Below are 22,996 nucleotides of genomic sequence, written 5' to 3' on the forward strand. Positions count from 1 at the left end.
GTGTAAGCGTTGTGAGGCGTTGAGCTAACATGTACTAATGACTCGTGAGGCTTAACCATACAACCCAGATGGGTTTTGCTAGATGGTTTAAACCTTAGATTTTAGATAGAGCACTTAAATGGTGTGAACTCAATTAGCTCAGAAATGAGTAAAGAATATTAGCTTTCCGAATTAAATAAGATTGATGAATATCGGTCTTATAACAAATTTGTCTGGAAACCATAGAGCTGTGGTCCCACCTGAATCCATTCCGAACTCAGTAGTGAAACGCAGTATCGCCGATGGTAGTGTGGGGTTTCCCCATGTGAGAGTAGGTCATTTCCAGGCGCCTAATTTATGAGAAAGCCCGTTGCTAACGCAACGGGCTTTTTTGTCTGTTCAGCTTTTGGAAGATTACTCGAACATGGGAAGTAAACAGCGCATGCGCAGCATGCAACCTTACCATGTGATAGTAGGGTGAAACATCGCCGCTTATAAAGCGAAGCTTTATGGTGGTATTGAACGCAGAGAATTTATTCGAAGCTGGCCATTTCCAGGCGCCTAATTTATCTCGAGAGAGATGCGATAAATCCCTAGCACTTCGTGTTAGGGATTTTTTCGTTTTGGATTTGTTTATCCTAGCTAATTTCAAAATTGGTTATAGTTAAATGCTAATCTGTTGAGAATTTACAAGCTTGTGTATGTTGATTGAATTGAGCTAAGAATTCAGGGTTATCATTTACAAATTTTTTCCCAAAATAGACGCCTAATGGCTTGCTGATATTTTCTATATAGCCAATCCGCTGTGGATCTATACCGCTCAATTTAAGTGCTTCATTAAATAATAGTTGATTGTCCATGATGGCAGTGATTCTACCAAGCTTGAGCAAGTTGATGATCTCTTTCAATGATTCAGCTTCATGGATAACTGTGTAACCATTGTTGTTCAACCAATGTGTAGTGTTAGCATGCCGGCGGCTGCCAAATTTTGCGTTTTGTTTAATAGCTTCTTTATCGATTGGAATGGGATTATCTTTGAGGTAATAAAAATTCCATTTCTGTTCGATGAAAGTGTTCGATAAAACTGCATAACTATCACGTGCTTCATTTTGTGAAGCTGAAAAGAAACCATCGTATTGTTCATTCTCAACATTATATTGTGCTCTTCCCCATGGTAAAAATATTACCTTATAAGGCTGCTTCATTTTATCCATTACACACTCTAAAGCTTCAATGGCATAGCCAGAATGATCAAATTCAGCCATGGTTTGATATGGTGGCCAGTGTTGCGTGGTAATTGTGATAGTTCTGTCGATGGGTGCTGCTTGAATAGGCTTGACTGCTAGTATGGCCAATATTAAGCAAGCTAAGGTTGACTTCACCTTTGTGGAGAGTGATGAGCATTTCAGATTCTTATCTATTTTGCTTGGACTATGCATACCATGCTTTATTTGTAATTGTTATTATTTAAAGCTTAGTCGATGCTTGCTTGGTGTCAAAAGCAGGCAGTCTAACCCCAATACGTTCAGCGCTGAGCAGTTATTGATCTCCGCTCAGCACTACTTATCAAGGTTACATCTTTCCAAGGAAATACGGGATGATGATGGCATTGGCTAAATCAATAAAGAATGCACATACCAAAGGCACAATGATGAACGCCTGTGCAGAATAGCCATATCTTTGAGAAACCGCTGACATGTTGGCCATTGCAGTAGGCGTTGAGCCAAGTGAAATACCGCCAAAGCCTGAGCAAATTACCGCCGCATCATAGTTTTTCCCCATCGCAGGGAACACGATAAATATGTTCACCAGTATCGCCACAATAAATTGTGCACCCAAGATTGCAAAAATAGGACCAGCTAGATCAACAAGTGTCCACAGTTGCATGCTCATTAATGACATAGCCAGGAAGGTACCCAATGCAATATCAGCAATTAAATCAATGGCAGCAGTCCGTGTTGGCCATGCCGTACCTGTTACTCTTGGATAGGTTTTTGGGACTAAGTTAGTTACAACAATACCGGCAAATAAACAGGTGACAAATACAGGTAAGTCTAAACCAAGTGAACTAACTCCTTTATTTAACAGTAAGCCAAGAATAATACAAACATGAATTGCTAACACCGCATCTAAAAAGTCAAATGAGGTCATTTTTATTGCTGTATCAGTTTGCTTGCCTTTCTCAGCTTCTAGTTGAGATTCTGGAGATGGTTTAAGTTGGTGACGGTTAATCAGAAATTTTGCAATCGGGCCACCCATGATGCTGGCTAGAATCAGGCCAAAGGTGGCACAGGCAATGCCTATCTCCATCGCACTGGCTAACGCAAATTGCTCTTGGATCTTTGGTGCCCAAGCAATTGCCGTACCGTGACCACCTATCAGTGAAACACTGCCTCCCAATAAGCCTACAACGGGTTCCTGGCCTAGGAAGGTTGCGACGCCAACACCTGTTAGGTTTTGCATGATCATATAGCCAATGGTGACGACTAAGAGAATAATCAGTGGTTTACCGCCCTTGAGTAAATCTCCTAGGCTGGCGTTGATACCAATGGTTGTAAAAAAGTAAACCAGCAGCATATCTCGCGCTTTTAAATCGAATTGAACTTCTACACTCGTCACGAGATAGATAAGCGTAAACAAGATTGAGAATAAAATACCACCAGAGACAGGCTCAGGAATGCTAAATTCCTTTAGAAAACCGATGACTTGATTTAATCGTCGCCCAATAAACAGCACAATAATGCCAATGGTAACAGTGAAGAATGAGTTGAGTTGTAACACGCCATCGACTAATTCCATGTGATGTCCTTTTTGTGTATTTGCTTATAACATAACAGTTTCCTATTTAAGGTCTATCTTAATTAGCTCGCCTAGTGAATAAACTTCTGCTGTCCTATTTTAAGAACGATGACAGTATTTCAATCGCTTTCGATCACAAAATTAATTAGTTATGTAGTTTTAATAGAATTGCATGAAGTGGGTCACTATTCCTAAATACGGTTGTGATATATCTGCATTTTGTTTTTTCGACAAGGTGCAGGCAATGTTTTATTTACACATGCTTTTATTACTTAGCGTGATATTCATCGGGATCCGCCATGGTGGCATAGCCTTTGGCTTATTAGGTGGTCTTGGTGTTTCGGTGCTAGCGTTTGTATTTGGTATTACACCAGGAACGCCTCCTGTCAGTGTGATGCTAATTATCCTAGCTGTTGTTGCTGCTTCTGCAACACTAGAAGCGACAGGTGGCCTAAAGTTATTAGTTAAGTATGCCGAGCGCTTGTTGCGTAAACATCCAGAGCATATCGTATTCCTAGGTCCTTTGTGCACCTACTCTTTAACCGTACTGGTCGGTACCGGTCACTCAGTTTATCCGTTATTGCCCGTTATTTATGATGTCGCTTACAAGAAAGGTATACGTCCAGAGCGACCACTAGCTATTGCAACCGTCGCATCACAGATGGGGATTACAGCGAGTCCAATTGCTGCGGCAGCTGCAGTAGTGATTGCCACTGCGGTTGATAATAACCTTTCAATCAGTCTCATTGATGTGCTGTTAGTGACGATTCCTGCGACATTAACAGGTGTGTTAGTCGCTTGTTTGTGGAGTTTAAAACGCGGTAAAGATTTAGACAAAGATCCAGAGTTCCAACAGCGATTACAAGACCCAGAATATAAAGCATCATTAATTGATACAGAAATGGAGTCACAAGATGTTGGCGTTGAGCAGACAGCAAAGAAAGGATTAGTTGTCTTCTTATTGGGTATTTTATCCGTCATTGGCGTTGCATTATTTAGTGATTCACTACTGCCTGATGGTGTATCGATGTCGGTGGCGATACAATTTATGATGTTATCTGTGGGCGGTATTATTCTGCTAGCCACCAATGTGTCACCGAAGAAAATAGCCAGCAGCAATGTGTTTAGTGCTGGTATGACTGCAGTTGTGATCATTTTTGGTATCGCTTGGATGAGTGATACCATTATTGGATATCATAAGTCCTATCTTGTTGAGTCTGTCAGCGACATTGTGAGTGTGTACCCGTGGACATTCGCTATAGCGATGTTTGTCGTGTCAGTTTTCTTAAAGAGCCAGGCTGCGGTGCTGACGATTATGCTGCCATTAGGATACTCGCTGGGTATTCCTGCTCCGGTATTAATCGGTGTTCTTCCTGCTTGTTATGCGTATTTTTTCTTCCCATTTTATCCAAGCGATTTAGCGGCTATCAGTTTTGACCGTTCTGGGACCACAAGAATTGGCAAGTATATTCTCAACCATAGCTTTTTAATGCCGGGTTTCATTGGTGTTATTACCGCGACTGTGTTGGGTTATTTTATATCGATGGCAATCAATTAGAGATAAGCTATTGACCGATGGGCAGCGTTACGCTGCCTAATTTTATGTATAGATAAAGCACAGATATTGAAGCTTCATCTGTGTACTAGCCGATTGGTCTATTTGTCATCTATAATATTGAGGTATTCCCAAGGAAGAGTGGTTATGCCTCAAGCTAAAACAAGTCGTGAAACTATCTGCGCCGCAGGCGAAACATTATTCGCACAGTATGGCTATAGTGCCGTAGGTATCAAAGCAATATTGGATGCGGTTAATATCCCTAAAGGTTCTTTTTACCATTACTTTAAAAGCAAAGAAGCCTTCGCGGTGTGTGTTGCTAAAGCATATGTTACAAACAAACTTACTTGCATTGACTTCGACCCCGCTGCAGATTTTAAGCACAACTTATCTGCAATGTTGACGGCGTATCATCAGTTATTGGATGACATGGTTCAAGTGACACCTGTTAAAGGCTGCGTCTTAACCAATATGATGATTGAAGCTAATGACAATTTTCCTGAATTATCAGCGGCACTCAATCTGATCTATCAAGATTGGATTGAGCAATTGTCACAGTTATTTTTACAAGGTCAGCAACAAGGCTTTATTGGTAAAGAACGCGACACTCGGTTTTTAGCGAATGTGTTCTGGAGTCAATGGCAGGGCGCTGTGCTTCGTTTAAAATTAGATGGCGATAAATTGGCAGCCAAACGTACCTTAGTGCAGTCAGTGCAATTAATGACGCGATAAGCAAAGTAGCGAACTTTCATGACAAAGCCACAAGTTTCACAAGCGGTCAATTTACTTATTGTCTTTGTATTGGCATCGATTCTTTCTGCTTGCTCATCCGTAACGCCTGAAAAGCCTTACCATGCTGCGAGTCAGCAATGGAATAAGGCTAATCTCAATGCGTTTTATCAACACTGGCAAGGCACGCCATATCGGTTAGGTGGATTGGATAAGCGAGGGATGGACTGCTCTGGTTTTGTCTATCTTGCACATCAATCTATTCTCGGCAGTTACATTCCACGGACTGTTGAAGGGCAAACTGATTTAGGTAACAAAATCGATAAAAGCCAATTGCTCGTGGGTGATTTAGTGTTTTTTAAAACCTCTTGGCGAGGCCGACATGTGGGTATTTATATGGGAAATGGCCAATTTATGCATGTGTCGACTAAACGCGGGGTGATGATGTCTCGAATGGACAATGTCTATTGGCAACCTCGTTTTTGGTTTGCAAGTCGTATCGCCGAGTAAAGTATCAGCTTCGAGATATTAATCTCTTACACAAAATTCAGTTTATGCTACTTTATTGGGCATGAATGTTGGATCTCGATATAAATGAACAGGACAAACAAATGAGCAAAGCTAAAATCGGTATTGTGACCGTCAGTGATAGAGCGAGTGCAGGTGTTTATGAAGACTTATCTGGCAAAGCCATTATTGATGTACTTAACGAATACCTAACGTCAGAGTGGGAACCTGTTTATCAGGTTATCCCTGATGAGACTGACAAAATTGAAGCAACGCTGATTGATATGGCAGACAACCAAGACTGTTGTTTGATTGTGACAACCGGTGGTACAGGTCCAGCTAAGCGTGATGTGACACCTGAAGCCACTGAAGCTGTGTGTGACCGCATGATGCCAGGTTTTGGTGAGTTGATGCGTGCTGAGTCATTAAAGTTTGTGCCAACAGCCATTTTATCTCGTCAAACAGCGGGGCTGCGTGGTGATTCATTGATTGTGAATTTACCTGGTAAACCAAAGTCGATCCGTGAATGTTTAGATGCAGTTTTCCCTGCTATTCCATATTGTATCGACTTAATGGAAGGTCCATTTTTAGAGTGTGATGAATCAGTCATTAAGCCTTTTCGCCCTAAAGCGAAATAAATCCGTTTAGGTCAATAAAAATGCCACTCATTGAGGTGGCATTTTTTATGAGACACATTTCTAATGAAGTATTGTTTATACGATACTGGAGTGTTGGTGTTCGGCAGTCATTGATGATTCAGTTAACACCAATCAAACCTACAGCTTGTTGATTTGCTGCTTCACTTCAAAGCCTTCATCGGTGACGAGCTTTTCCAGCACTTGTACCCGCTCAACTAGGGCTTTATTTTGTGCTTTTAAATCACTGATATTGTCGCCGCCATTGGCTTGCTTAGCCTTCATGTAGTATTTGAACATTTCGCTGGCGGTGGTGCCGGTGACAATCAACACTACCAGAGTAATTATTGCTAAATCGCTTTCCATAACTCCTCCTAATGGGCAAGCAAGTTACCTGCCCAGTTAAATATTGGCTTACAAGCCAAAGACGACCTTTTCACTTTTGAGCATTTTTTCTAACCCAAGTGCTAAGGCTATTGAAATCACTAAGGTGCCAATAGATGAAACTGCCAACTGTAGCATTGGGATGTCATGTCCCTTGATGAAGTCCATCAACGCTTGCTGCTGTCCTGAAACTGGTAGCCATTGCAATGCATCAGGGGCAATGTTGTAACTGGCAGCCATCGATAGCGCAAGGGGCACGAATAGCACCATGGTTAAGTAGGACTGTGCTTCCTTAAAAGACTTAGCCATAAATGACACAAATAACTGCAGCGTGGCTGCCATCAGGGCAACAGGTATTCCAATGAGCAGCATTAATTGCATAAACTCAAAGGTGATGTTGACGCTAAATCCCAGTTCATGCCAAGGCACAAATGCATAGGTTAACTTGGAGATAATTAAGATTAACAGTAACCCCAGTAATGCAAAGCTGGTAACTGCAATAATTTTCCCCATCACTAACTGGCGCGTGGTAATGGGATGGCTCAGCAACAGGGCTAATGAGTTACGTTCACGCTCACCGGCGCTGGTATCGATTGCTAGGTTCATTCCTGAAATAAACACAGAGTAAATCATGGTGAAAATAGCGATACCTAAAATCATGCCGCCTTTAGAGTCCGGTGTGGCTTGGTCTTGTACCACGACTTTTAAAGGTGCTACCACTTGTGGGTTGACACCTCTGGCAATTAATCGCAGGCTGCCCATTTCACTGCTGTAAGCTTGTAAGTTGCGCTCTAGGCGACGAATAGACTTTTGCAGTTTTTCATTAGACTGATCAGCAATTAATAGTACAGTCGCTGGCGTGGCTTTAGCCATATCGCTGGCGTAGTCATCACTGATCTGTAGCGTGATGTCTTTAACACCTTTACCCTCTCCATGGCTGATGCCGTTATTATCTAAAAATCGAATAAGATCAGGCGCATTATGCGGCTTCTCAATGGTGATTTTTAAATCCTCAGGGCTAGAAAGCTGGCCAATTAACACCATGAATAAGCCACACATAAGTAGTGGCGTACCAATGGCATAATATAAACCAGCCATTACAGAACGTTTGTCGCGCGCGGCATCAATGAGCTCTTTGCGCACCATAGCAAGTATCATTTTCATTATGCTGCAATCCCTTCGTCAGTTCCTATTAATGCGATAAATGCGTCTTCTAATGAGTCTTTACCCGTCTGCTGGCATAACTCATCAGGGCTGCCTATCGCGACGACTTTGCCTTGTGCCATGACAATCACGCGGTCACATAAAGCTGCAACTTCTTGCATCACATGGCTTGAGAACAACACGCAATGACCTTGGTTTTTCAACTCAAGCAAAATGTCACGTAATAGGCGGGTACTCATTACATCTAAACCACGTGTTGGTTCGTCTAAAATAATGTTGGTTGGTCGATGTACGATGGCTTGTGCCAATGCCGTTTTCATTCTTTGACCTTGAGAGAATCCTTTGCAGCGGCGATCCGCTATATCATCTAAGTTGAGCTGGCCAATGACATTTTGTGTGGCTTGTTTGGCTTCTTTTTTAGACATGCCGCTCAGCTCTGCAAAGTAACTGATGTACTCTCTTGGAGTGAGGCGTTCATAAAGGCCAAACGGGTCTGGAAATAAGCCCAATTGTTTCTTGGCTGCAAAATGGTCCTCTGCCACATTGATATCATCGACATACGACTCACCTGAGTCTGGTTTTAATAAGCCAAATAATGTGCGTAAGCAGGTGGTTTTGCCTGCACCATTTGGGCCAAGTAAACCGGTAATATGGCCATCTTCTGCGCGGAAGCTTAAGTCGTTTAGCGCCTGCACATCACCGATTTTTTTGGTTAGATTATCTACCTTGATCATGATTATTCCTTATCTTCACTGGTCGTTGCAGGCATGGTGTTAATAGATTCAACACTATTGGCATTGAGGTAAAAGCTACGACGCACATCTTTGTTCAAGCATTCACCATCGATGTTTTCAACTGACCCCGTTGCAACTAATTCGGCAATTAAATCGTTACCACAGCTTTGATATGCGACACCGTGAGTCGCATAGGGTGCAATAAAATGTTTAGCATTGGTGAGCCCTTCCATTGCCATGGCTCCCCAGTTTGGTGGTGTAGCTGGGTCGACTTCGCCAGAAAGCAGCAGCATAGGTAAGTCACTACTAATCGCTTGGCTGAAACTGTCATCCATACGTGGCATTTGCCATACATCACAGGTTTTTTCTAACCCTTCTAACATGGTGCCACTGAGGTATGACTCTTTCGCATCTTTGCGCATTTGAGCCGTTACGCGGTGAATGTCTTCACTGCACACCACGGAAGCATGCATACCTAATGCAAGTTCGGTGCTTGTGGTTGTTAGCGCGTAAATCCCCAAAATAGCTTGATAGTTACCTTGGGCTGCTTCATAGATGGCATGGGGTAACAAAGCACGAATATTCGGTGTATATAACCCCATGCGAATTGCACCGTTGTACTTACTGCGGGTCAGTAGCAAGGTTTCAGGCGCATTGGTTAGCGGGTCACGCACGCTTTGTGAAACTGGGTTGAGTGCGAGTGCTTGGTCAACTTTTTGGTAGTGAGTTTGTAAATTTGGATAAGCCTCGTTACAAGCAGGTGTACCAGCACATTCATTAAATAAAATATTAAATGCACGCTCTATGGCACCGCCAATGGCAAGTACACTTTGTTGCATCGGCACAATGCCATCAAGGGTGACTGTGGCTAATGCTTCAGGGTAATGTCTGACGTAAAGCTGCGCCATACGACTACCGTAAGAGATCCCGTATAAATGCAGTTTGCTATAACCTAAGTGCTGACGTACAGCTTCAAAGTCGGCTAAAGCGGTCACACTATTATATTGGTGAATATCTGACGGGTTTTCTTCAGCAATTGTATCGAGACATTCTTGTGTCATTTGGCCAACATTGGTGTCCTCATCATTAAATGACAATGAGGCCATCGAGCCATCATCACATGACAAGATATTTGATTTTCCTGTACCACGTTGGTCAATGAGTAAGATATCGCGCTGTTGCCTGACTTTAGTTAGCATACGGTCAAAGCCAGCAGCATTGTCTATGGCCGATTGGCCTGGACCGCCAGCAATGGCTAATAGTGCTTCTTGCGGGAAAGCGTTTTTAATCGCTGGCAGAATAGCAAAATGCACATCAATCTGTTTGCCATCGGGTTGCTGCGGGTTCTCAGGTACGGATAAAGAACCGCATTGCAACTGCTCAGATAAACCTTCTAGGTAACAAGCTTCTGTTAACTCAGCGGTATGAGTCATCAGTGCATTGTCATTGGCCGATACTGTATGACTGAATAAAGAAAATACAGCTAAGCTAGCGCTTGCAGTCATAATAAGCACACGTCGGAAAAGATTTTTCGACTTGTGTGGCAGCGCCTGTGTTGTAATGAACGTCCTGTAGAACATAGATCATTTCCTTTTTGCATTTCAGGATGATTATGGTAACTTACACTAAGTGTATGGGTGTATCAATGTATTAATACAGTAAGGCTAATGTTAGAACTAATAAATGTCAACCCCAGTAGTGGTGAACCAATTTACCGACAGTTACATGATCAAATTGTGCGTTTGATTGTGGGTGGGCAAGTATTACCTGACACTACATTACCCTCTGTTAGGCAGATTGCAGAACATCTGGCCGTTAATCCAATGACCGTCTCACGAGCCATGCAGCAGTTGACAGAGCAAGGCTGGATCGTTCGCCGTCGTGGTCAACCTGCGCGAATTGCGCAACGAGATGTACCAGAATCATCCAATAGTATGAGCTTATTAACGCCACAAGTGACGGCGTTGGTAGATCAAGCTAAGCAGTTGGGTGTGTCTCAACAAGAGTTACAAACCATGTTGGAGCAATATTGGCTTAAACCATAGCGTTTATTGCACCGTGCTGTGTATTAATTATTTAGCAAACCCATTTTTCAACATAGGATGTCGTCAATGGAAACTGAAATGTCAGCGATACTGTCATTTAACCAAGTATCAAAACACTTCACTAATAAGCAATCGAACCGCAAGACTGCATTAAATGCGTTATCTATGCACCTTTATCCGGGGATGGTTGTGGGACTGCTTGGTCAAAATGGTGCGGGTAAGTCGACATTGATGCGCTGTGCATTAGGCATATTATCTGTGGATGATGGCAAAGTATTGACCCTTGGAGACAATCCCCAACACTTATCGACAGCCGCAAAATCTCGCATTGGTTATGTGCCGCAACAACCATTTGGTTATGAGGGTTTTAGTGTCGCCGCTGCTTTGGATTTACATCGCAGCTTTTATCCTGATTGGGACATCAATTTAGAGCAAGATTGGTTAGTGCGTTTTGAGCTCGACCCACAGCAGTCTGTACAGAAATTGTCGGTAGGCCAAAGACAAGCGTTAGCCTTAATCATGGCAATGGCTTATCGACCTGAATTACTCATATTGGATGAACCTGTAGCCAGCCTTGATCCGGTTGCGAGACGCAAGTTTATGGCGGATTTGTTTGAGCTAGCACTTGAATCTGGCTCTGCAGTGCTGTTTTCTTCGCATATTACTTCTGACTTAGAACGTGTTGCCAGTCACGTTGCCTTGATTAAGCAAGGTAAACTTGTGCTATTCAAGGAAATTGATGCGTTACGAGAAGAAGTTAAGCTAGTGACAATGGATGACGGTGCAAAATTGCCTGATTCTGTCAAAGTGCTATCTGAACCAGATCAAGCGTCGGAGCAAGCAAGCGTAAAAAGATTCGTCGTTGAATCATCACTGGATTTAGCCAAAGTTGCTGGCGTGCAACAAGTACAAGCACTTAACCTTGAGCAACTCTTTATGGAGTTGCATCAATGAGCCTGACGCCTGCACACAATACAACAAGCTCTCACCCATCTGGTGGATTTTTCAAATCAAACCCTTATCGTGGCATGATGCGTTTATGGTGCTTTGATCTAGGTAGTGCCAGTTTTCTATTTACAGGCTTGGTTAGTTTAATTATTTGCTGTTTAACATTATTAAATGATAAGCATGAGGTCGCACTTTTCTTAATGGCGATGGGAATTGTGTCTATTTTGGTAGCCATTGCCTGGCAGTTCAACAGAGTTAACGGCTCTGAGTGGGCGCAATTGGTGCCACACTATCAAGCTAATGTGCAATGGCAGGCATTGAGTATCATTTCCACTGTCATATTAGCGTTGTCAGCAATGATATTGACACTTGATTTGGATCCGTTGTTCTTTGCCGCTATCTGGATTTCTACCAGTCTAGGTCTTTTGTTTAATATTCTATGTTTTTACCGAAGTCAGTTATTCCATAGTTCATTTTTATTGTTTCTGTGTGCCCCCTTTATCCAAGACTTGGCGGTGATATTACCCACCGAAGTTTGGTTTGTGTTGGTGTTCATCTTATTTGGCTGGCTTGTAAAAACATTACGCCAATCAAACTGGTCAGATACTGCAAGGGTAACTTACCTTAACGGCATGGAAATGGGGTGGTTCTGGCTGCCAAACCTTCAGCCTAATCATTTTGTGAAACGCCTAGAGCTATGGCTGTTTCCGGTGAGCTACTTTATTGGGCCGTTGTTGATTATTGTGCTCATGATAATGCCCGTTATCGCACTCGGACTAGGTGGCTTATCTTGGGCTTTTGAATGGCACTTACCTGGGCAATTTTTCATATCACAGCTGTCCATTATTTGTTGTGGTATCGTGCATTGGAGCCGAATTCAGCGGGCCAGATCGACAGAAAGCCTGTATTTAATGCCGATTGCTGATGGCTTAGACGGATTAAAACAGGCCTTTTTTATAAGCCAAATACGATTGATTGGCGCATTTATGCTGATTATGGTGTTCAGCTGTGCGCTTTTAAGCTTATTAGACCCTAATATGAGTCTAGTGTTTAGCTTACATTTAGTGCTAAGTACCTGTTGGGGTTGTGCCTTTATTTTGGGATTAGGCTCAGCTTCTCGAACAAGTGTTCAAATTTCTCTATCCATGTTTGGCATTGGCTTTCATTCAATAGCGGTATCCTTGAGCTTTGCAGCACAGCAAAAAGGCGAAGATTTGCTACTTTGGTTACTTGCTGACCTGCTTCTTATCTTGGTTGGAGCTGGGTTGTTAATGTTTGGTAAACACAGACTGTGGCAGAACGGCGTAATTGATCGCTAAATGTTACCAATCGCCTCTTTGGGTGATCGGTATCACAGCAAATATGCAAAACCCCTTAGTGTTTTTACTGGCATCGGGTAGAATGCACGAAACGGTACACTTGTAAGCTAAAAGGGTTTTGACCGATGTCTTTAGAAAATTTTCACGTAGTGCGATTGATCAAACAACAATGTCAGGCGCTTGCCGATAACATTGCCTTAGAAGGCTTTGAAATGGCGGCTCCATGGTCGCAAGTGAGTTGGAAACAGTTTGACTCAGTGTCAGACAATATTGCCAAAGCCTTGATTGAATTTGGCCTACAAGTGCAAGATAAAGCGGTTATCCTTTCGCAAAACTGCCCTCAGTGGAGCTGTGCAGACATCGCGATATTAAAGGCACGCGGAGTGGTGGTGCCAGTATACCCAACTAGCACAATCCAACAGGGTGCTTATATCGTTAATGATGCTCAAGCAAAAGTCATTTTTGCAGGCGATCAGTCTCAGTATGACATGGCGTGTGAAGTACAAAAGCTCTGCCCAAGTGTGCAGCACATCGTTGTATTTGATAATCAAGTCAAACTAGAAGACAAAGCTCATTACCATCTAGATGACATTTTAAATGGTGATTACAGTGCCTTAGTGAGCACTGAGCTTGAAAACCGTATGAACCAAACCAGCTTAGATGACTTGCTGACTCTGATTTATACCTCAGGCACTACCGGTGATCCTAAAGGCGTGATGATTGATTATCGCAACATTGCTTCGATGATCGAGCAACATGATGATGAAATCGCTTTCAAGCCAGGCGATGTCTCACTCGCATTCCTACCGCTTAGCCATGTATTTGAACGTGGTTGGAGCTTTTATGTGCTTAGCCGCGGTGGCACTAATGTGTACTTGCAAGACACTAACAAAGCCAAAGAAGCAATTGCAGCTGTTCGTCCTCATACCCTATGTGTTGTGCCGCGCTTTTTAGAGAAAGTTTATAGTGCGGTACATGAAAAAGTACAAACTGCGCCAGCGGTTCGCCAAAAACTGTTTAATTGGGCAATCGGTGTTGGCGGGCGTCAATTTGAAGTTAACCAAGGGCGTAAAAAGCCAAGTGCACTATTGTCTGCTCAGTGGAAATTGGCCAACAAGCTAGTATTTAGCAAGCTACAGCAAGTATTGGGTGGCCGCTTGAAGTTTATGCCAGTGGGTGGTGCGGCATTAGATGTGAATGTAGGTGGCTTCTTCCACAGTATCGGTATCCCAATTTTATCGGGTTATGGCATGACAGAAACCTGTGCAACAATCACTTGTAATACTCTTGATAATCGTGTGCCAGGTTCTAACGGTAAGCCGTTACAAGGCATGCAAATTAAGATTGGCAAAGACAACGAAATCTTAGTTCGGGGTGAAACTGTGATGCGCGGTTATTACAATCGCCCAGAAGAAACCGCCGCAACTTTTGAAGATGGTTGGTTGAAAACCGGTGATGCCGGTATGTTAGATGCTGAAGGTAACTTATATATTACCGACCGCATTAAAGAGTTAATGAAAACCTCTAATGGCAAATATATCGCGCCGCAACGTGTAGAAGGTAAGGTCGGCTGTTGTCCATTCATCGATCAGGTTGCGATTGTGGCTGATGCCCGTAATTATGTGTCTGCGTTGATTGTGCCAGCATTTGAATCATTAGAAGCTTGGGCTCACGAAAAAGGTATTAAAGTAGAAAATCAAATTGATTTACTGCGTCACAGCCAAGTGGTTGAGCATTTTGAGCAACGCTTAAAAGAGCTACAACATGAACTGGCGGGTTTTGAAAAGATTAAGAAGTTTACTTTGCTGCCAGAAGCATTTTCTACTGAGTCAGGTTTAATTACTCCGACAATGAAGTTACGTAGAAAGAACATCTACCAAAGATACACTCAAGAAATTAATAACATGTACGCTAAAGCATAATATTGTAATAGCGGTAGATAGAACATAAAGGGTGTCGTTGACGCCCTTTTTTGTGTCTGTTGAAAAATATCACTCTGCTGGTGGTTTGTGCTACACCATGAAAGCCATGAGTCATCAACTACAGCAGTGATATGGCAATAAGCATGAACAGAGTTTGTTGTAGATTTATCTTGTAGGCATATTCCACTGAGAAGTTCTTTGTGTACACTGCCTAAGGTTTTAAGCGTCTTTCACGCCTGCTTGTGCTGGTGGATTGGCTTTCCAGTGAACTTATTACACAGAAAAACAAGGAATCATATTGTGGCTACAACGCAATTTTCAATGGATATTACCCCACGATTTTGTGAAACCGATGCGCTTGGGCACATCAACAATACGGTGATCCCAGTTTGGTTTGAAGCTGGGCGTGAACCCATATTTGAAATCGTGAATCCTGGTCAAGATCTAACTAAGTGGAATATGATTATTGCTGGCTTTTCCATTGCGTTTAGCGCCCCCACTTTTTATGGCACACCTGTGACCATCAAAACTCACATTAGCCGAATTGGTAATAGTAGCTTTGAAATCACCCAAAGCTGCTGGCAGCAAGGCAAAAAAACAGCTGAAGCACAAACTACTATGGTGCACTACAACTATCAATCTGAGAAAAGCGAGCCTTTGTCAGATGACGTTAAGCAGCAGTTGGCAAACATCACGGGCGAATAAATTTAAGCTAAGAATTTATATCTTGAACGCCAAAAAGAGAGATTCAAACTAGCGAAAAAGAATGGCACAAAAACGAGTCACCTTGTGCCATTCACATCAAATCGATAGATGAATCAATGATGGCAGGGCTGAACGTGATAAGCCCTTTGCCGTGCCATTATAGGCTATGCGGTGTTAACGCACTGATGATCTCTGGTGTGAGGTTAGCTTTTTGACCCGTTTTAAAGTTGAACATCACCACTTTGGCCCAACCTAGAGTAGTCACTGCTTGTTGTTTTTCACTGAATGCCGTGTAGTGCATGGTAAATCTATCTTCACCAATATCGCTGATCTTAACACCCAGCACTAGTGTGTCTGGATAAGTCACAGGACGCTTAAATCGCGCATTCGTTTCACTCAAAACTGGCCCAATGCCTGTTTTTTGCAGGTTACTCATCAGGTTAATTTGGGTAAAGAAATCTAATCGAGCAGTTTCAAAGTAACGAAAATATGTCGCATTGTTGACATGCTGTAGGGCGTCCATTTCTCCCCAAGCTACGGGTATACGCACGTTGATTGGGTAATCGGCAATAAAATCCTGCATAACTTTTCCTTGTTGTCGGCAATACCACTGTGGTATTTAAACGGTCGTTTTAGTGCAATTAATCTAACAGGCAATTTCTTTTACAACAAGCAGTAAAACAGGATATGTTACAGTTATGTAAGTTAATCATTTACCAAGGCTGAGTTGTGATCAAGCGATTATCATCATTTAAAGTGCCGCTAAATGCATCCCTATTTCAATCACTTATTGATGTTCTACTTCAACCTTTGAGCAATGTCAGACAAAAACTGTCGGTTTCTCAAAAGTTGTATGCACTTGCACTTATTATTCTATTGCTGACTCAATCACTGACTTGGGTCGGTGTCATCAGTGTCGTCGCAATGGCAATTGAGTTCTGGCCCATTTTCGAGCGGATGTGGAACAGCCTAGCCGGCAAAGCATTCCTATTATTGTTTTATGCCATTATTGCTAATTTTGCCTTGGCTTACTCCAGTGGAGTGGTGAATGAGGTATTAGGCGTGTCTGCGAGTCATTTTAATTACACCCATAACTTTGCCATCTTGTTGTATATCCCCGCGTGGATGGTCATTACTTCGGGCCTTTGTTTGTTGATGATGCAGATAGTTTATCCATTCTACGCATTGGCAGCATGGCTATTAAAGCTGCTTGGGATTAAATTTAAACGTTTAACTAATCATGAAGACTACCATCGCCTGACTTTTCTGGTACGCATGGTGCTAGCTTGGGTGGTGATGTATCACTTATTTATGTTTATGAGTGTTAGTGATAATGAATTAACTGCAAACGTAGCTTCTAAGGCTCAAACTGAAGCACGAGATGAAACCATTGATGAGGATGAGTATGCATCAGTGGCCAAAAAAATTGCAGAAATAGAACAATCTGACTCGGCGAAAGTGATGCAGTTACAGCAAATTGCATCAGTGATAGATGAAGAAATAAAACGTAATGCAACTGCAGCGTCAAAAGAAAATACAAAAGACGCAGTGGCTGCAAATGCTTCATTAACCGAGGGCTCGGAAAAAGCCGATAACCCCTCAGAAACAATCACGAATCAAGATGATGGCGAAGTAGCAGGGGATATTGAGATATTTAGACCGGTATCAATCAATACGGATGTCTCTCAAGATGATTTACAATATCAAGCAATTAGGGATGAGTATTTAAGGTCTGTACGACAAGCCATTGCCATCTTTGCCTTTGCTTTTGAGGCTGACACATTCTCTCGTTGCCAAAAAGCACCTGAGTCTAAAGTGGTGGTGTTAAATGATTATGAGATATTAGAAATTACCCCAAACCGCAAAGCGAAATACGGCTATGAGTATCAAGTGAAGAAATGTGTGTCTCCAGCTTTTCCCAGCGTAAAAAATGATTAATCGATAACGATGATGAATCGTTAGTGGCATAGATAGCGGTGTGAGATAAAACAAAAGCGACCATGGGGTCGCTTTTGCAATTTTAACTTAGAATGAGCTGAACTTAGAATTAGCTGTTGTTTGAGTTAGCTTAGTTTGAGTTCATCAAAGCTTGAGATGGTATCAAAGTGAGCGGTGCGCTGATTAGTATCGCGTACCATTTGGCAGGTGTTTAAACCAGCTTGTTCAGCCGCTTTTAACTCTTCAATGACATCAGAAATAAACAAAATTTGCTTTGGCGACAAACTGATCGTATTACAAATATTGCTATAAGCTTGTTTATCGAGCTTATTACCTGTGCGAGTGTCAAAGTGACCATTAAATCGTGGTGTTAAATCGCCAGCATCACTATGGGTGAATAGCAGCTTTTGCGCATCAACAGAACCTGAAGAAAAACTATAAACGCGCACATTGCTATCAGTAATAGCGGGTAGTTTTTCAATAAAGTCAGGATAAATGTGACCTTTGAATTCGCCTTGATCATAGCCTTGCTTCCAAATCAAACCTTGTAAGGTTTTCAAAGGCGTGACCTTACGGTCTTCGTCAATCCAATTGCCTAAAATTTCGATAGTTCGTTCTAGGCTAGCGTCCGGTTCTAATGCAATGTCATTAACGTCGCTAATACAGTAATCAACTAATACATTGTCTTTATTGGCGGTTAGAAACTCAGCCATGACCTTTTTGGAGTAGGGGAAAAGCACATCTTGAATAAAATCTAAATCGGTAGTGGTACCTGCGGTATCAACGATGATTGCTCTAATACTCATAGCGTTAAAAAGCTCCAAATAAACAAATTTGCTTGGGTTGATCCTATGCTTTCTTGAACCTGTTGGCTAGTTAAATTGCTTCAACAATTAACTGCAATGGCTCAATTTCTATTAACGATAAAGTAATTGGATAATATTTGTCCTCTTATCAATAGCCTGCTAGGTTAGACACTTCTTATATCATACCAATTAGCACAAGCATGTGATCATTCTTACTGGTTAACTCTTGTTGGTAAAAGTGGCTTATAACTACATTAGAAATTTTGAAGTTAGAACAACTAACTCGCTGCAATTTCTGCCTTGTTCTAAGCGATTTTTCCTACGTAATCTCTGAACACTTGTTTATCCTAATTGGTATAATCTAGCTATTCAAAGGAAGAAGATGCAAAGTTTAAGCCGACTACTTTTCAATGCCGCTACGGCAATGCTAATGCTGAGTTACCTAATTTTTCAGAGTGCACATGTTGATGCTAAGCCGCAAACGCTGGTGGTAACAAGTCAGCTGTTATCAGAGCCAGCAACGTTTAATGTCACCTTGCCACCGAGTTATCACGCCAAGAAAGACAAGCGTTACGTGGTGCTTTTTGACTTACATCCGCGTAGCCACAAAATGTTAGCCGGAATGCATGATTGGATGAGTCATAACGGTGATTGGCCGTGGTTAGAAACAATTATTGTGACAGCGCCAGATGGTCATGAATCGCTGGGCAAACTCAAAGCTGCAGCAATTGAACAGCAAGGTGAGCAACAGCTACTCGACTTTTTCGAACAAGACCTTTTACCAACGATTGATAAAGCATATCGAACTAATGGCTTTCGTGTTTTCAATGGCTTTACCGGCAATGCCGGGTTAGTCATTTATGCATTGGTCAATCGTCCGCAGCTATTTAATGCATATATTGCCTCAAGTCCAGTGTTGAGCAAGGACTTTGCATTTGTACTTAACGATTTACCTAAACAGTTACCTAAAATGACACTGCCTCGTTTTCTGCTTGTCTCGACCAGTGATAGTGGCTATGAACAAAGGCAATTAGCCTCATTTGCACAGTTAGAGTCTTTATTACAGCAACATGCACCGCAAGCCTTGAATTATAAAGTACAGCGCTTTGATGGCAGTTATTACATGACTCAACCTGTGCTCAGTACAGCACACGGTATTGAAATGATATTTGATCCTGTACATCAAAAAATAACTGCTGACTCTGAGGTGGGAAAACAAGGCGCTAAAGCCGTACTGGCTCATTATCAACACCTTTCTGAGAACATCTATGGTTTTGAGGTTTCTGCAGTGGCGTCTTTGTCATCGCTCGCCGAGACGCAATTTCAAGAACAGCCTCAGCAAGCTATTGAAACGTTAACGTTAGCGGTGAACACTTATCCAAAAGATCCACACGCCCATGCTGCACTGGGAGAGACTTATCTCAAAATGGAAAAGAGGTCACTAGCTAAGACGTCGATACAAACGGCTATGTCGCTGACCAGCCATCCTTTTTGGTTAAATCGTTGGGGTAAATGGTTGCAACAAGCTGAACAAACTTCATTATAGGATTTTATTTCAGTAATTTTTGGTCAATAAGGTATGATGTATCAGTAGCTTATCTTGGTTTAATCGCAATAATTTGGGTGGTGATGATGATTTCAAAATGGGCAAAACGATTTTTTCAAATGGCAGAGCTGGTGGGCTCTTGGAGTAAAGACCCTTCAACGCAAGTTGGGGCTGTGATCACCAAGCATAATCGTATCGTATCTGTGGGCTTTAATGGGTACCCGCACGGTATCTCTGATAGTGCAGAAACTGATGATCGTGAGATGAAACTGCTTAAAACACTGCATGCTGAAGAAAATGCGATTTTATTTGCTAAGCGAGATCTCGACGGCTGTGATATTTGGGTGACGCATTTTCCATGTCCAAATTGTGCCGCTAAGATTATTCAAACTGGCATTACCGGCGTATTTTGTCCTGAGCAAAGTGAAGACTTTCTTTCACGCTGGGGGGATAAAATTAAAATTAGCCAAGATATGTTCCTGCAAGCTGGGGTAAAGGTGAATTGGTTACCTGTGAATGAGTTGCAATAATCTTGTCGATACCTTGATTAAACCGCCTACATGGCGGTTTTTTATTTTCAGCCCTAAACCACCTACTTCAGTAGGTGGTTATCATCAATTAGGGTTTGCCTGTATCTTTGTTTGTATGGCATGCCAGCTTGAGGTTGATTCAGCTATGCAATGATATTTAAAGCACGCAGCAAGCACATCCCTGTGGGCTCGACGAAAACATCCATGTTTTCAACGGCTTTAAATATCATTACTCATAGATGCTACTGAGGCTAAAAATAACTGAAACGCCCCCTTTTAGGGGGCTGAAGGAAAGCCACCTTCTTCAGAAGGTGGATTCTTTACTGGGTATAACTCGGCACAACTAAATTAATTTAACCATTAGTTTTTTCTCCATTATTTTTTTTTTAATTAGATTTTTCTCATAAAGGTGATCGATGTCAAGTTAACAACTACCTCTTTTGGGTAATATTTGTAACAAGGCAGAAACAAAGCTGTCTGTTAATAATAGTTACTCATCGAAGAGGTAAGTCATGATGAACAAACAAATGTTAGTCACTATCGCGATATCGGCGATGTTACTGATGACTCTGGATGCTTTTGCTGCAGATGGGGGTAATCCCAAAAAGGGTAAACACCTCTACAAGAAGCAATGCAAGGTTTGTCACAGTGTTAATAGTGAGGGTCCTGAACTCACACCAATGGCAAAAACAATGCGTCAATGGGATAGATTTTTCGATAAGAATAAACACAAAGCTAAACCAGAAGTGTTTGAAGCGCTGTCAGAAAAAGACCTTAAAGACATCCAACAGTTTCTCTATGACCACGCTGCAGATTCCGAACAGCCAGCAACCTGTGGTTAACCAGCAAGGCTGATCTTGATGCTGAACTAGTCAGCACCACCATCAGATAAATTATATAAATGCAGAAAAATGGGCTCTGAGCTCAGGGATTTCTGCAACCAAAATTTGGACTACTGCTGATATCAAAGGCAGTAGCAACCAATAAGGAAGGTTATTATGCGTACCCTTATTTCCATATTAGTTGCCAATGCGTTGATGTTTAATGGCATGGCCGTTGCGGCAGATAGCGATAAAGTAAAGTTGGCGGAGTTGAAACAACAACTTGAAGAGTTAACTGAAGAAATTGAAGATCTCAATGACCGTGTCGATAGTACCGAGAGACACACGGCGTTAGATAGAATTACCTTCACCGGTGATTTCAGAACCAAAGTGCACTCGTTGCATTATCAAAATGTGACTTGGAACCCTGCCATCAATACCAATTTCTCTGACTTTGGTGCAAAAGCCATGTCGGGTGCATTTGGTGACCCCACTGATGCCAGCTCTCCACTGGGTAAAATGATGGCAGCCAATCCCGCTTTAGCACAAGCGTTCCAAAGTGGGCAGCTACAGGGCATTATGCCTTATGTTTTAGCTCCAAAAACCATGCAAGATATTGATAATGACTTGCTGTATACCACGCGTTTACGTTTGGACTTAAAAGCCAAGGTTTGGGATAACGTCAGTTTTTCAGGTCGATTGTCTATGTATAAAAACTGGGGAGACTCAACCGGTACACAAGTATTTGATTCTTGGCGGTCATTTACCATGGATGGCACCAGTAGTGGCAATACCAGTGGCGATTGGTTACGGGTGGAGCGTGCATACTTCGACTGGCGTAACATTGGCGGCAGCCAAACCTACCTTTCAATTGGACGTAGACCATCAACTTATGGCCCACCAAGTCACTATCGTGAGAATGAAAAGCGGGGTGGCACTCCTTCGGGTCACCTAGTTAATTTCAACTTTGATGGTGCTACGCTGGGATATAAACTCGGTGAAATTACTGGTATCGATGGTCAAGTCGTGCGTTTTTGTTACGGTCAAGGCTTTGAATCCCAGTGGGGCAATGGCGAAATGTTTGGCGACATTGTCACTAAAGATACCCACCTAGGCGGCTTTAACATTGATGCCATTAATGACGGTAACCACTTCTTACAACTCACTCTATTTGGCGCTAAAGATGTCAATGATGGCTTCAAAGGCACAATGGCTTTCCCGACCCAGTTAGCGGGTATTTTTGCACCAACTATGTACCAAGATATGCAAAAGTTCGACAACTTTAACTTTGTTACTCGGGTACAACCTAGTGGCGTGATCGGTGACATGTATCTTGGTGGATTGGGTTACAGCTATGAAAGTGACGAAGACTTTAAAGCATTTGTTTCATTAGGTTGGACCCGCGCTGAGTCAAACGGTAATGCGGGTATGTTTGGTGGCATGTTATCTGACGCAGTGTTTGAAGCAGAGTTAAATAGTACTGGTACTGAAATTATCATGGTACCTAAAACAGCAACTGATGCTTCATCTAAAGATGGTTACGGCATCTATATTGGTTTCCAAATGCCAGCACCCTACGGCAAGTTTGGCTTGGAATATAACTATGGCTCTGAATATTGGACACCCTTTACTCAAGCACAAGACGATCCTATTGGCAGCAAGCTAGCGACTCGTGGGCATGTGGGTGAGGCGTATTACATCTTCGACATTAACCCAAGAATGTTCATTAAAGTGGCTGGTTTGTATTACGACTATGAGTACACCGGCAGCGGCACGCCCGTTGGAGCCCCACAAAAAATTGATGACGTCATGGCAGGAAGCGCATTCTCAATGCTGCCTGTAGTCGATACTGCATATGATGTGAATGCATCGTTGACAGTGAACTTCTGATTTCGAACAAAAAATCTCGAAAAAAATGGGGAAGGAGTAA

At 42.4% G+C, this 22,996-nt stretch carries 22 protein-coding genes and 1 rRNA gene; 15 read left to right on the forward strand and 8 right to left on the reverse strand.

All coding sequences use genetic code 11. The features are described from left to right. Positions 1–211: 211 nt before the first annotated feature. Positions 212–327 (forward strand): 5S ribosomal RNA (gene rrf, locus ACHUGF_RS02155). 323 nt (positions 328–650) lie between these two features. Here the strand turns inward: rrf and ACHUGF_RS02160 are convergent. Further along, the gene (locus ACHUGF_RS02160) at positions 651–1,418 is read right to left on the reverse strand and encodes a substrate-binding periplasmic protein (RefSeq protein ID WP_394129137.1); all 768 of its coding nucleotides are present in this window, start codon (positions 1,416–1,418) and stop codon (positions 651–653) included. A gap of 133 nt (positions 1,419–1,551) precedes the next feature. Beyond that, entirely contained in the window at positions 1,552–2,778 is a 1,227-nt protein-coding gene (gltS, locus tag ACHUGF_RS02165; protein WP_394129138.1) for a sodium/glutamate symporter, read from the reverse strand. 244 nt (positions 2,779–3,022) lie between these two features. Between gltS and ACHUGF_RS02170 the strand changes: the two genes are divergently transcribed. The 4 genes from ACHUGF_RS02170 to mog all read left to right on the forward strand — a co-directional run bounded on the left by ACHUGF_RS02170 (position 3,023) and on the right by mog (position 6,207). Further along, a complete protein-coding gene (locus ACHUGF_RS02170) occupies positions 3,023–4,336 on the forward strand; it encodes an anaerobic C4-dicarboxylate transporter (protein ID WP_394129139.1) in 1,314 nt (437 codons plus the stop codon). 144 nt (positions 4,337–4,480) lie between these two features. Further along, a complete protein-coding gene (locus ACHUGF_RS02175; RefSeq protein ID WP_394129140.1) occupies positions 4,481–5,065 on the forward strand; it encodes a TetR/AcrR family transcriptional regulator in 585 nt (194 codons plus the stop codon). Positions 5,066–5,083: 18 nt separating this feature from the next. Then, positions 5,084–5,572, forward strand: a complete 489-nt coding sequence (locus ACHUGF_RS02180) for a C40 family peptidase (protein ID WP_394129141.1) — start codon at positions 5,084–5,086, stop codon at positions 5,570–5,572. 101 nt (positions 5,573–5,673) lie between these two features. Next, the gene (gene mog / locus ACHUGF_RS02185) at positions 5,674–6,207 is read left to right on the forward strand and encodes a molybdopterin adenylyltransferase (RefSeq protein WP_394129142.1); all 534 of its coding nucleotides are present in this window, start codon (positions 5,674–5,676) and stop codon (positions 6,205–6,207) included. A 138-nt stretch (positions 6,208–6,345) separates the two neighbouring features. Here the strand turns inward: mog and ACHUGF_RS02190 are convergent, their stop codons facing one another. Genes ACHUGF_RS02190 through ACHUGF_RS02205 form a run of 4 tightly spaced genes read right to left on the reverse strand, consistent with a single transcriptional unit; the run spans position 6,346 to position 9,991 of the window. Further along, positions 6,346–6,570: a hypothetical protein gene (locus tag ACHUGF_RS02190; RefSeq protein WP_394129143.1), complete on the reverse strand. Its 225-nt coding sequence runs from the start codon at positions 6,568–6,570 to the stop codon at positions 6,346–6,348. Between the two features lie 48 nt (positions 6,571–6,618). Beyond that, positions 6,619–7,752, reverse strand: a complete 1,134-nt coding sequence (locus ACHUGF_RS02195) for an ABC transporter permease (protein WP_394129144.1) — start codon at positions 7,750–7,752, stop codon at positions 6,619–6,621. Then, positions 7,752–8,486, reverse strand: coding sequence for an ABC transporter ATP-binding protein (locus ACHUGF_RS02200; RefSeq protein ID WP_394129145.1), 735 nt, complete (start codon positions 8,484–8,486; stop codon positions 7,752–7,754). The genes ACHUGF_RS02195 and ACHUGF_RS02200 overlap by 1 nt, the downstream gene beginning before the upstream one ends. A 2-nt stretch (positions 8,487–8,488) precedes the next feature. Continuing rightward, the gene (locus ACHUGF_RS02205) at positions 8,489–9,991 is read right to left on the reverse strand and encodes an alpha/beta hydrolase (RefSeq protein ID WP_394129146.1); all 1,503 of its coding nucleotides are present in this window, start codon (positions 9,989–9,991) and stop codon (positions 8,489–8,491) included. A gap of 162 nt (positions 9,992–10,153) precedes the next feature. Between ACHUGF_RS02205 and ACHUGF_RS02210 the strand changes: the two genes are divergently transcribed. The 5 genes from ACHUGF_RS02210 (at position 10,154) to ACHUGF_RS02230 (ending at position 15,425) form a co-directional block, all read left to right on the forward strand. Beyond that, positions 10,154–10,531, forward strand: a complete 378-nt coding sequence (locus ACHUGF_RS02210; RefSeq protein WP_394129147.1) for a GntR family transcriptional regulator — start codon at positions 10,154–10,156, stop codon at positions 10,529–10,531. A gap of 66 nt (positions 10,532–10,597) precedes the next feature. Continuing rightward, complete coding sequence (locus tag ACHUGF_RS02215) at positions 10,598–11,485, forward strand: ABC transporter ATP-binding protein (RefSeq protein WP_394129148.1); 888 nt, start codon at positions 10,598–10,600, stop codon at positions 11,483–11,485. Continuing rightward, a complete protein-coding gene (locus tag ACHUGF_RS02220; protein WP_394129149.1) occupies positions 11,482–12,798 on the forward strand; it encodes an ABC transporter permease in 1,317 nt (438 codons plus the stop codon). Before ACHUGF_RS02215 ends, ACHUGF_RS02220 begins: the two co-directional genes overlap by 4 nt. 125 nt (positions 12,799–12,923) lie before the next feature. Beyond that, positions 12,924–14,720, forward strand: coding sequence for an AMP-dependent synthetase/ligase (locus ACHUGF_RS02225; protein WP_394129150.1), 1,797 nt, complete (start codon positions 12,924–12,926; stop codon positions 14,718–14,720). 300 nt (positions 14,721–15,020) lie between these two features. Next, positions 15,021–15,425 (forward strand): acyl-CoA thioesterase, encoded by a 405-nt coding sequence (locus tag ACHUGF_RS02230; protein WP_394129151.1) that lies wholly within the window; start codon positions 15,021–15,023, stop codon positions 15,423–15,425. Positions 15,426–15,582: 157 nt separating this feature from the next. Here ACHUGF_RS02230 and ACHUGF_RS02235 read toward each other — a convergent pair whose 3' ends face one another. Further along, positions 15,583–16,008 (reverse strand): acyl-CoA thioesterase, encoded by a 426-nt coding sequence (locus ACHUGF_RS02235; protein WP_394129152.1) that lies wholly within the window; start codon positions 16,006–16,008, stop codon positions 15,583–15,585. A 146-nt stretch (positions 16,009–16,154) separates the two neighbouring features. Here ACHUGF_RS02235 and ACHUGF_RS02240 point away from each other — a divergent pair, with 146 nt between their 5' ends. After that, entirely contained in the window at positions 16,155–17,363 is a 1,209-nt protein-coding gene (locus ACHUGF_RS02240) for a hypothetical protein (protein ID WP_394129153.1), read from the forward strand. Between the two features lie 125 nt (positions 17,364–17,488). Here the strand turns inward: ACHUGF_RS02240 and mtnC are convergent, their stop codons facing one another. Then, positions 17,489–18,169 carry an acireductone synthase gene (mtnC, locus tag ACHUGF_RS02245; protein ID WP_394129154.1) on the reverse strand — a complete coding sequence of 227 codons (681 nt, stop codon included), beginning with the start codon at positions 18,167–18,169 and terminating at the stop codon, positions 17,489–17,491. Between the two features lie 382 nt (positions 18,170–18,551). On the opposite strand from mtnC, the gene ACHUGF_RS02250 reads away from it, so the two are divergent. The 4 genes from ACHUGF_RS02250 to ACHUGF_RS02265 all read left to right on the forward strand — a co-directional run bounded on the left by ACHUGF_RS02250 (position 18,552) and on the right by ACHUGF_RS02265 (position 22,956). Continuing rightward, complete coding sequence (locus tag ACHUGF_RS02250) at positions 18,552–19,715, forward strand: alpha/beta hydrolase-fold protein (RefSeq protein WP_394129155.1); 1,164 nt, start codon at positions 18,552–18,554, stop codon at positions 19,713–19,715. Positions 19,716–19,801: 86 nt separating this feature from the next. After that, the gene (locus tag ACHUGF_RS02255) at positions 19,802–20,245 is read left to right on the forward strand and encodes a dCMP deaminase family protein (protein WP_394129533.1); all 444 of its coding nucleotides are present in this window, start codon (positions 19,802–19,804) and stop codon (positions 20,243–20,245) included. 515 nt (positions 20,246–20,760) lie between these two features. Beyond that, entirely contained in the window at positions 20,761–21,087 is a 327-nt protein-coding gene (locus tag ACHUGF_RS02260; protein ID WP_394129534.1) for a c-type cytochrome, read from the forward strand. A gap of 156 nt (positions 21,088–21,243) precedes the next feature. Next, positions 21,244–22,956 (forward strand): DUF3373 family protein, encoded by a 1,713-nt coding sequence (locus ACHUGF_RS02265; protein ID WP_394129156.1) that lies wholly within the window; start codon positions 21,244–21,246, stop codon positions 22,954–22,956. Positions 22,957–22,996: the final 40 nt, after the last annotated feature.

Source organism: Shewanella maritima (assembly GCF_043643735.1).
In the GTDB taxonomy this organism is placed as follows: domain Bacteria; phylum Pseudomonadota; class Gammaproteobacteria; order Enterobacterales; family Shewanellaceae; genus Shewanella; species Shewanella maritima_A.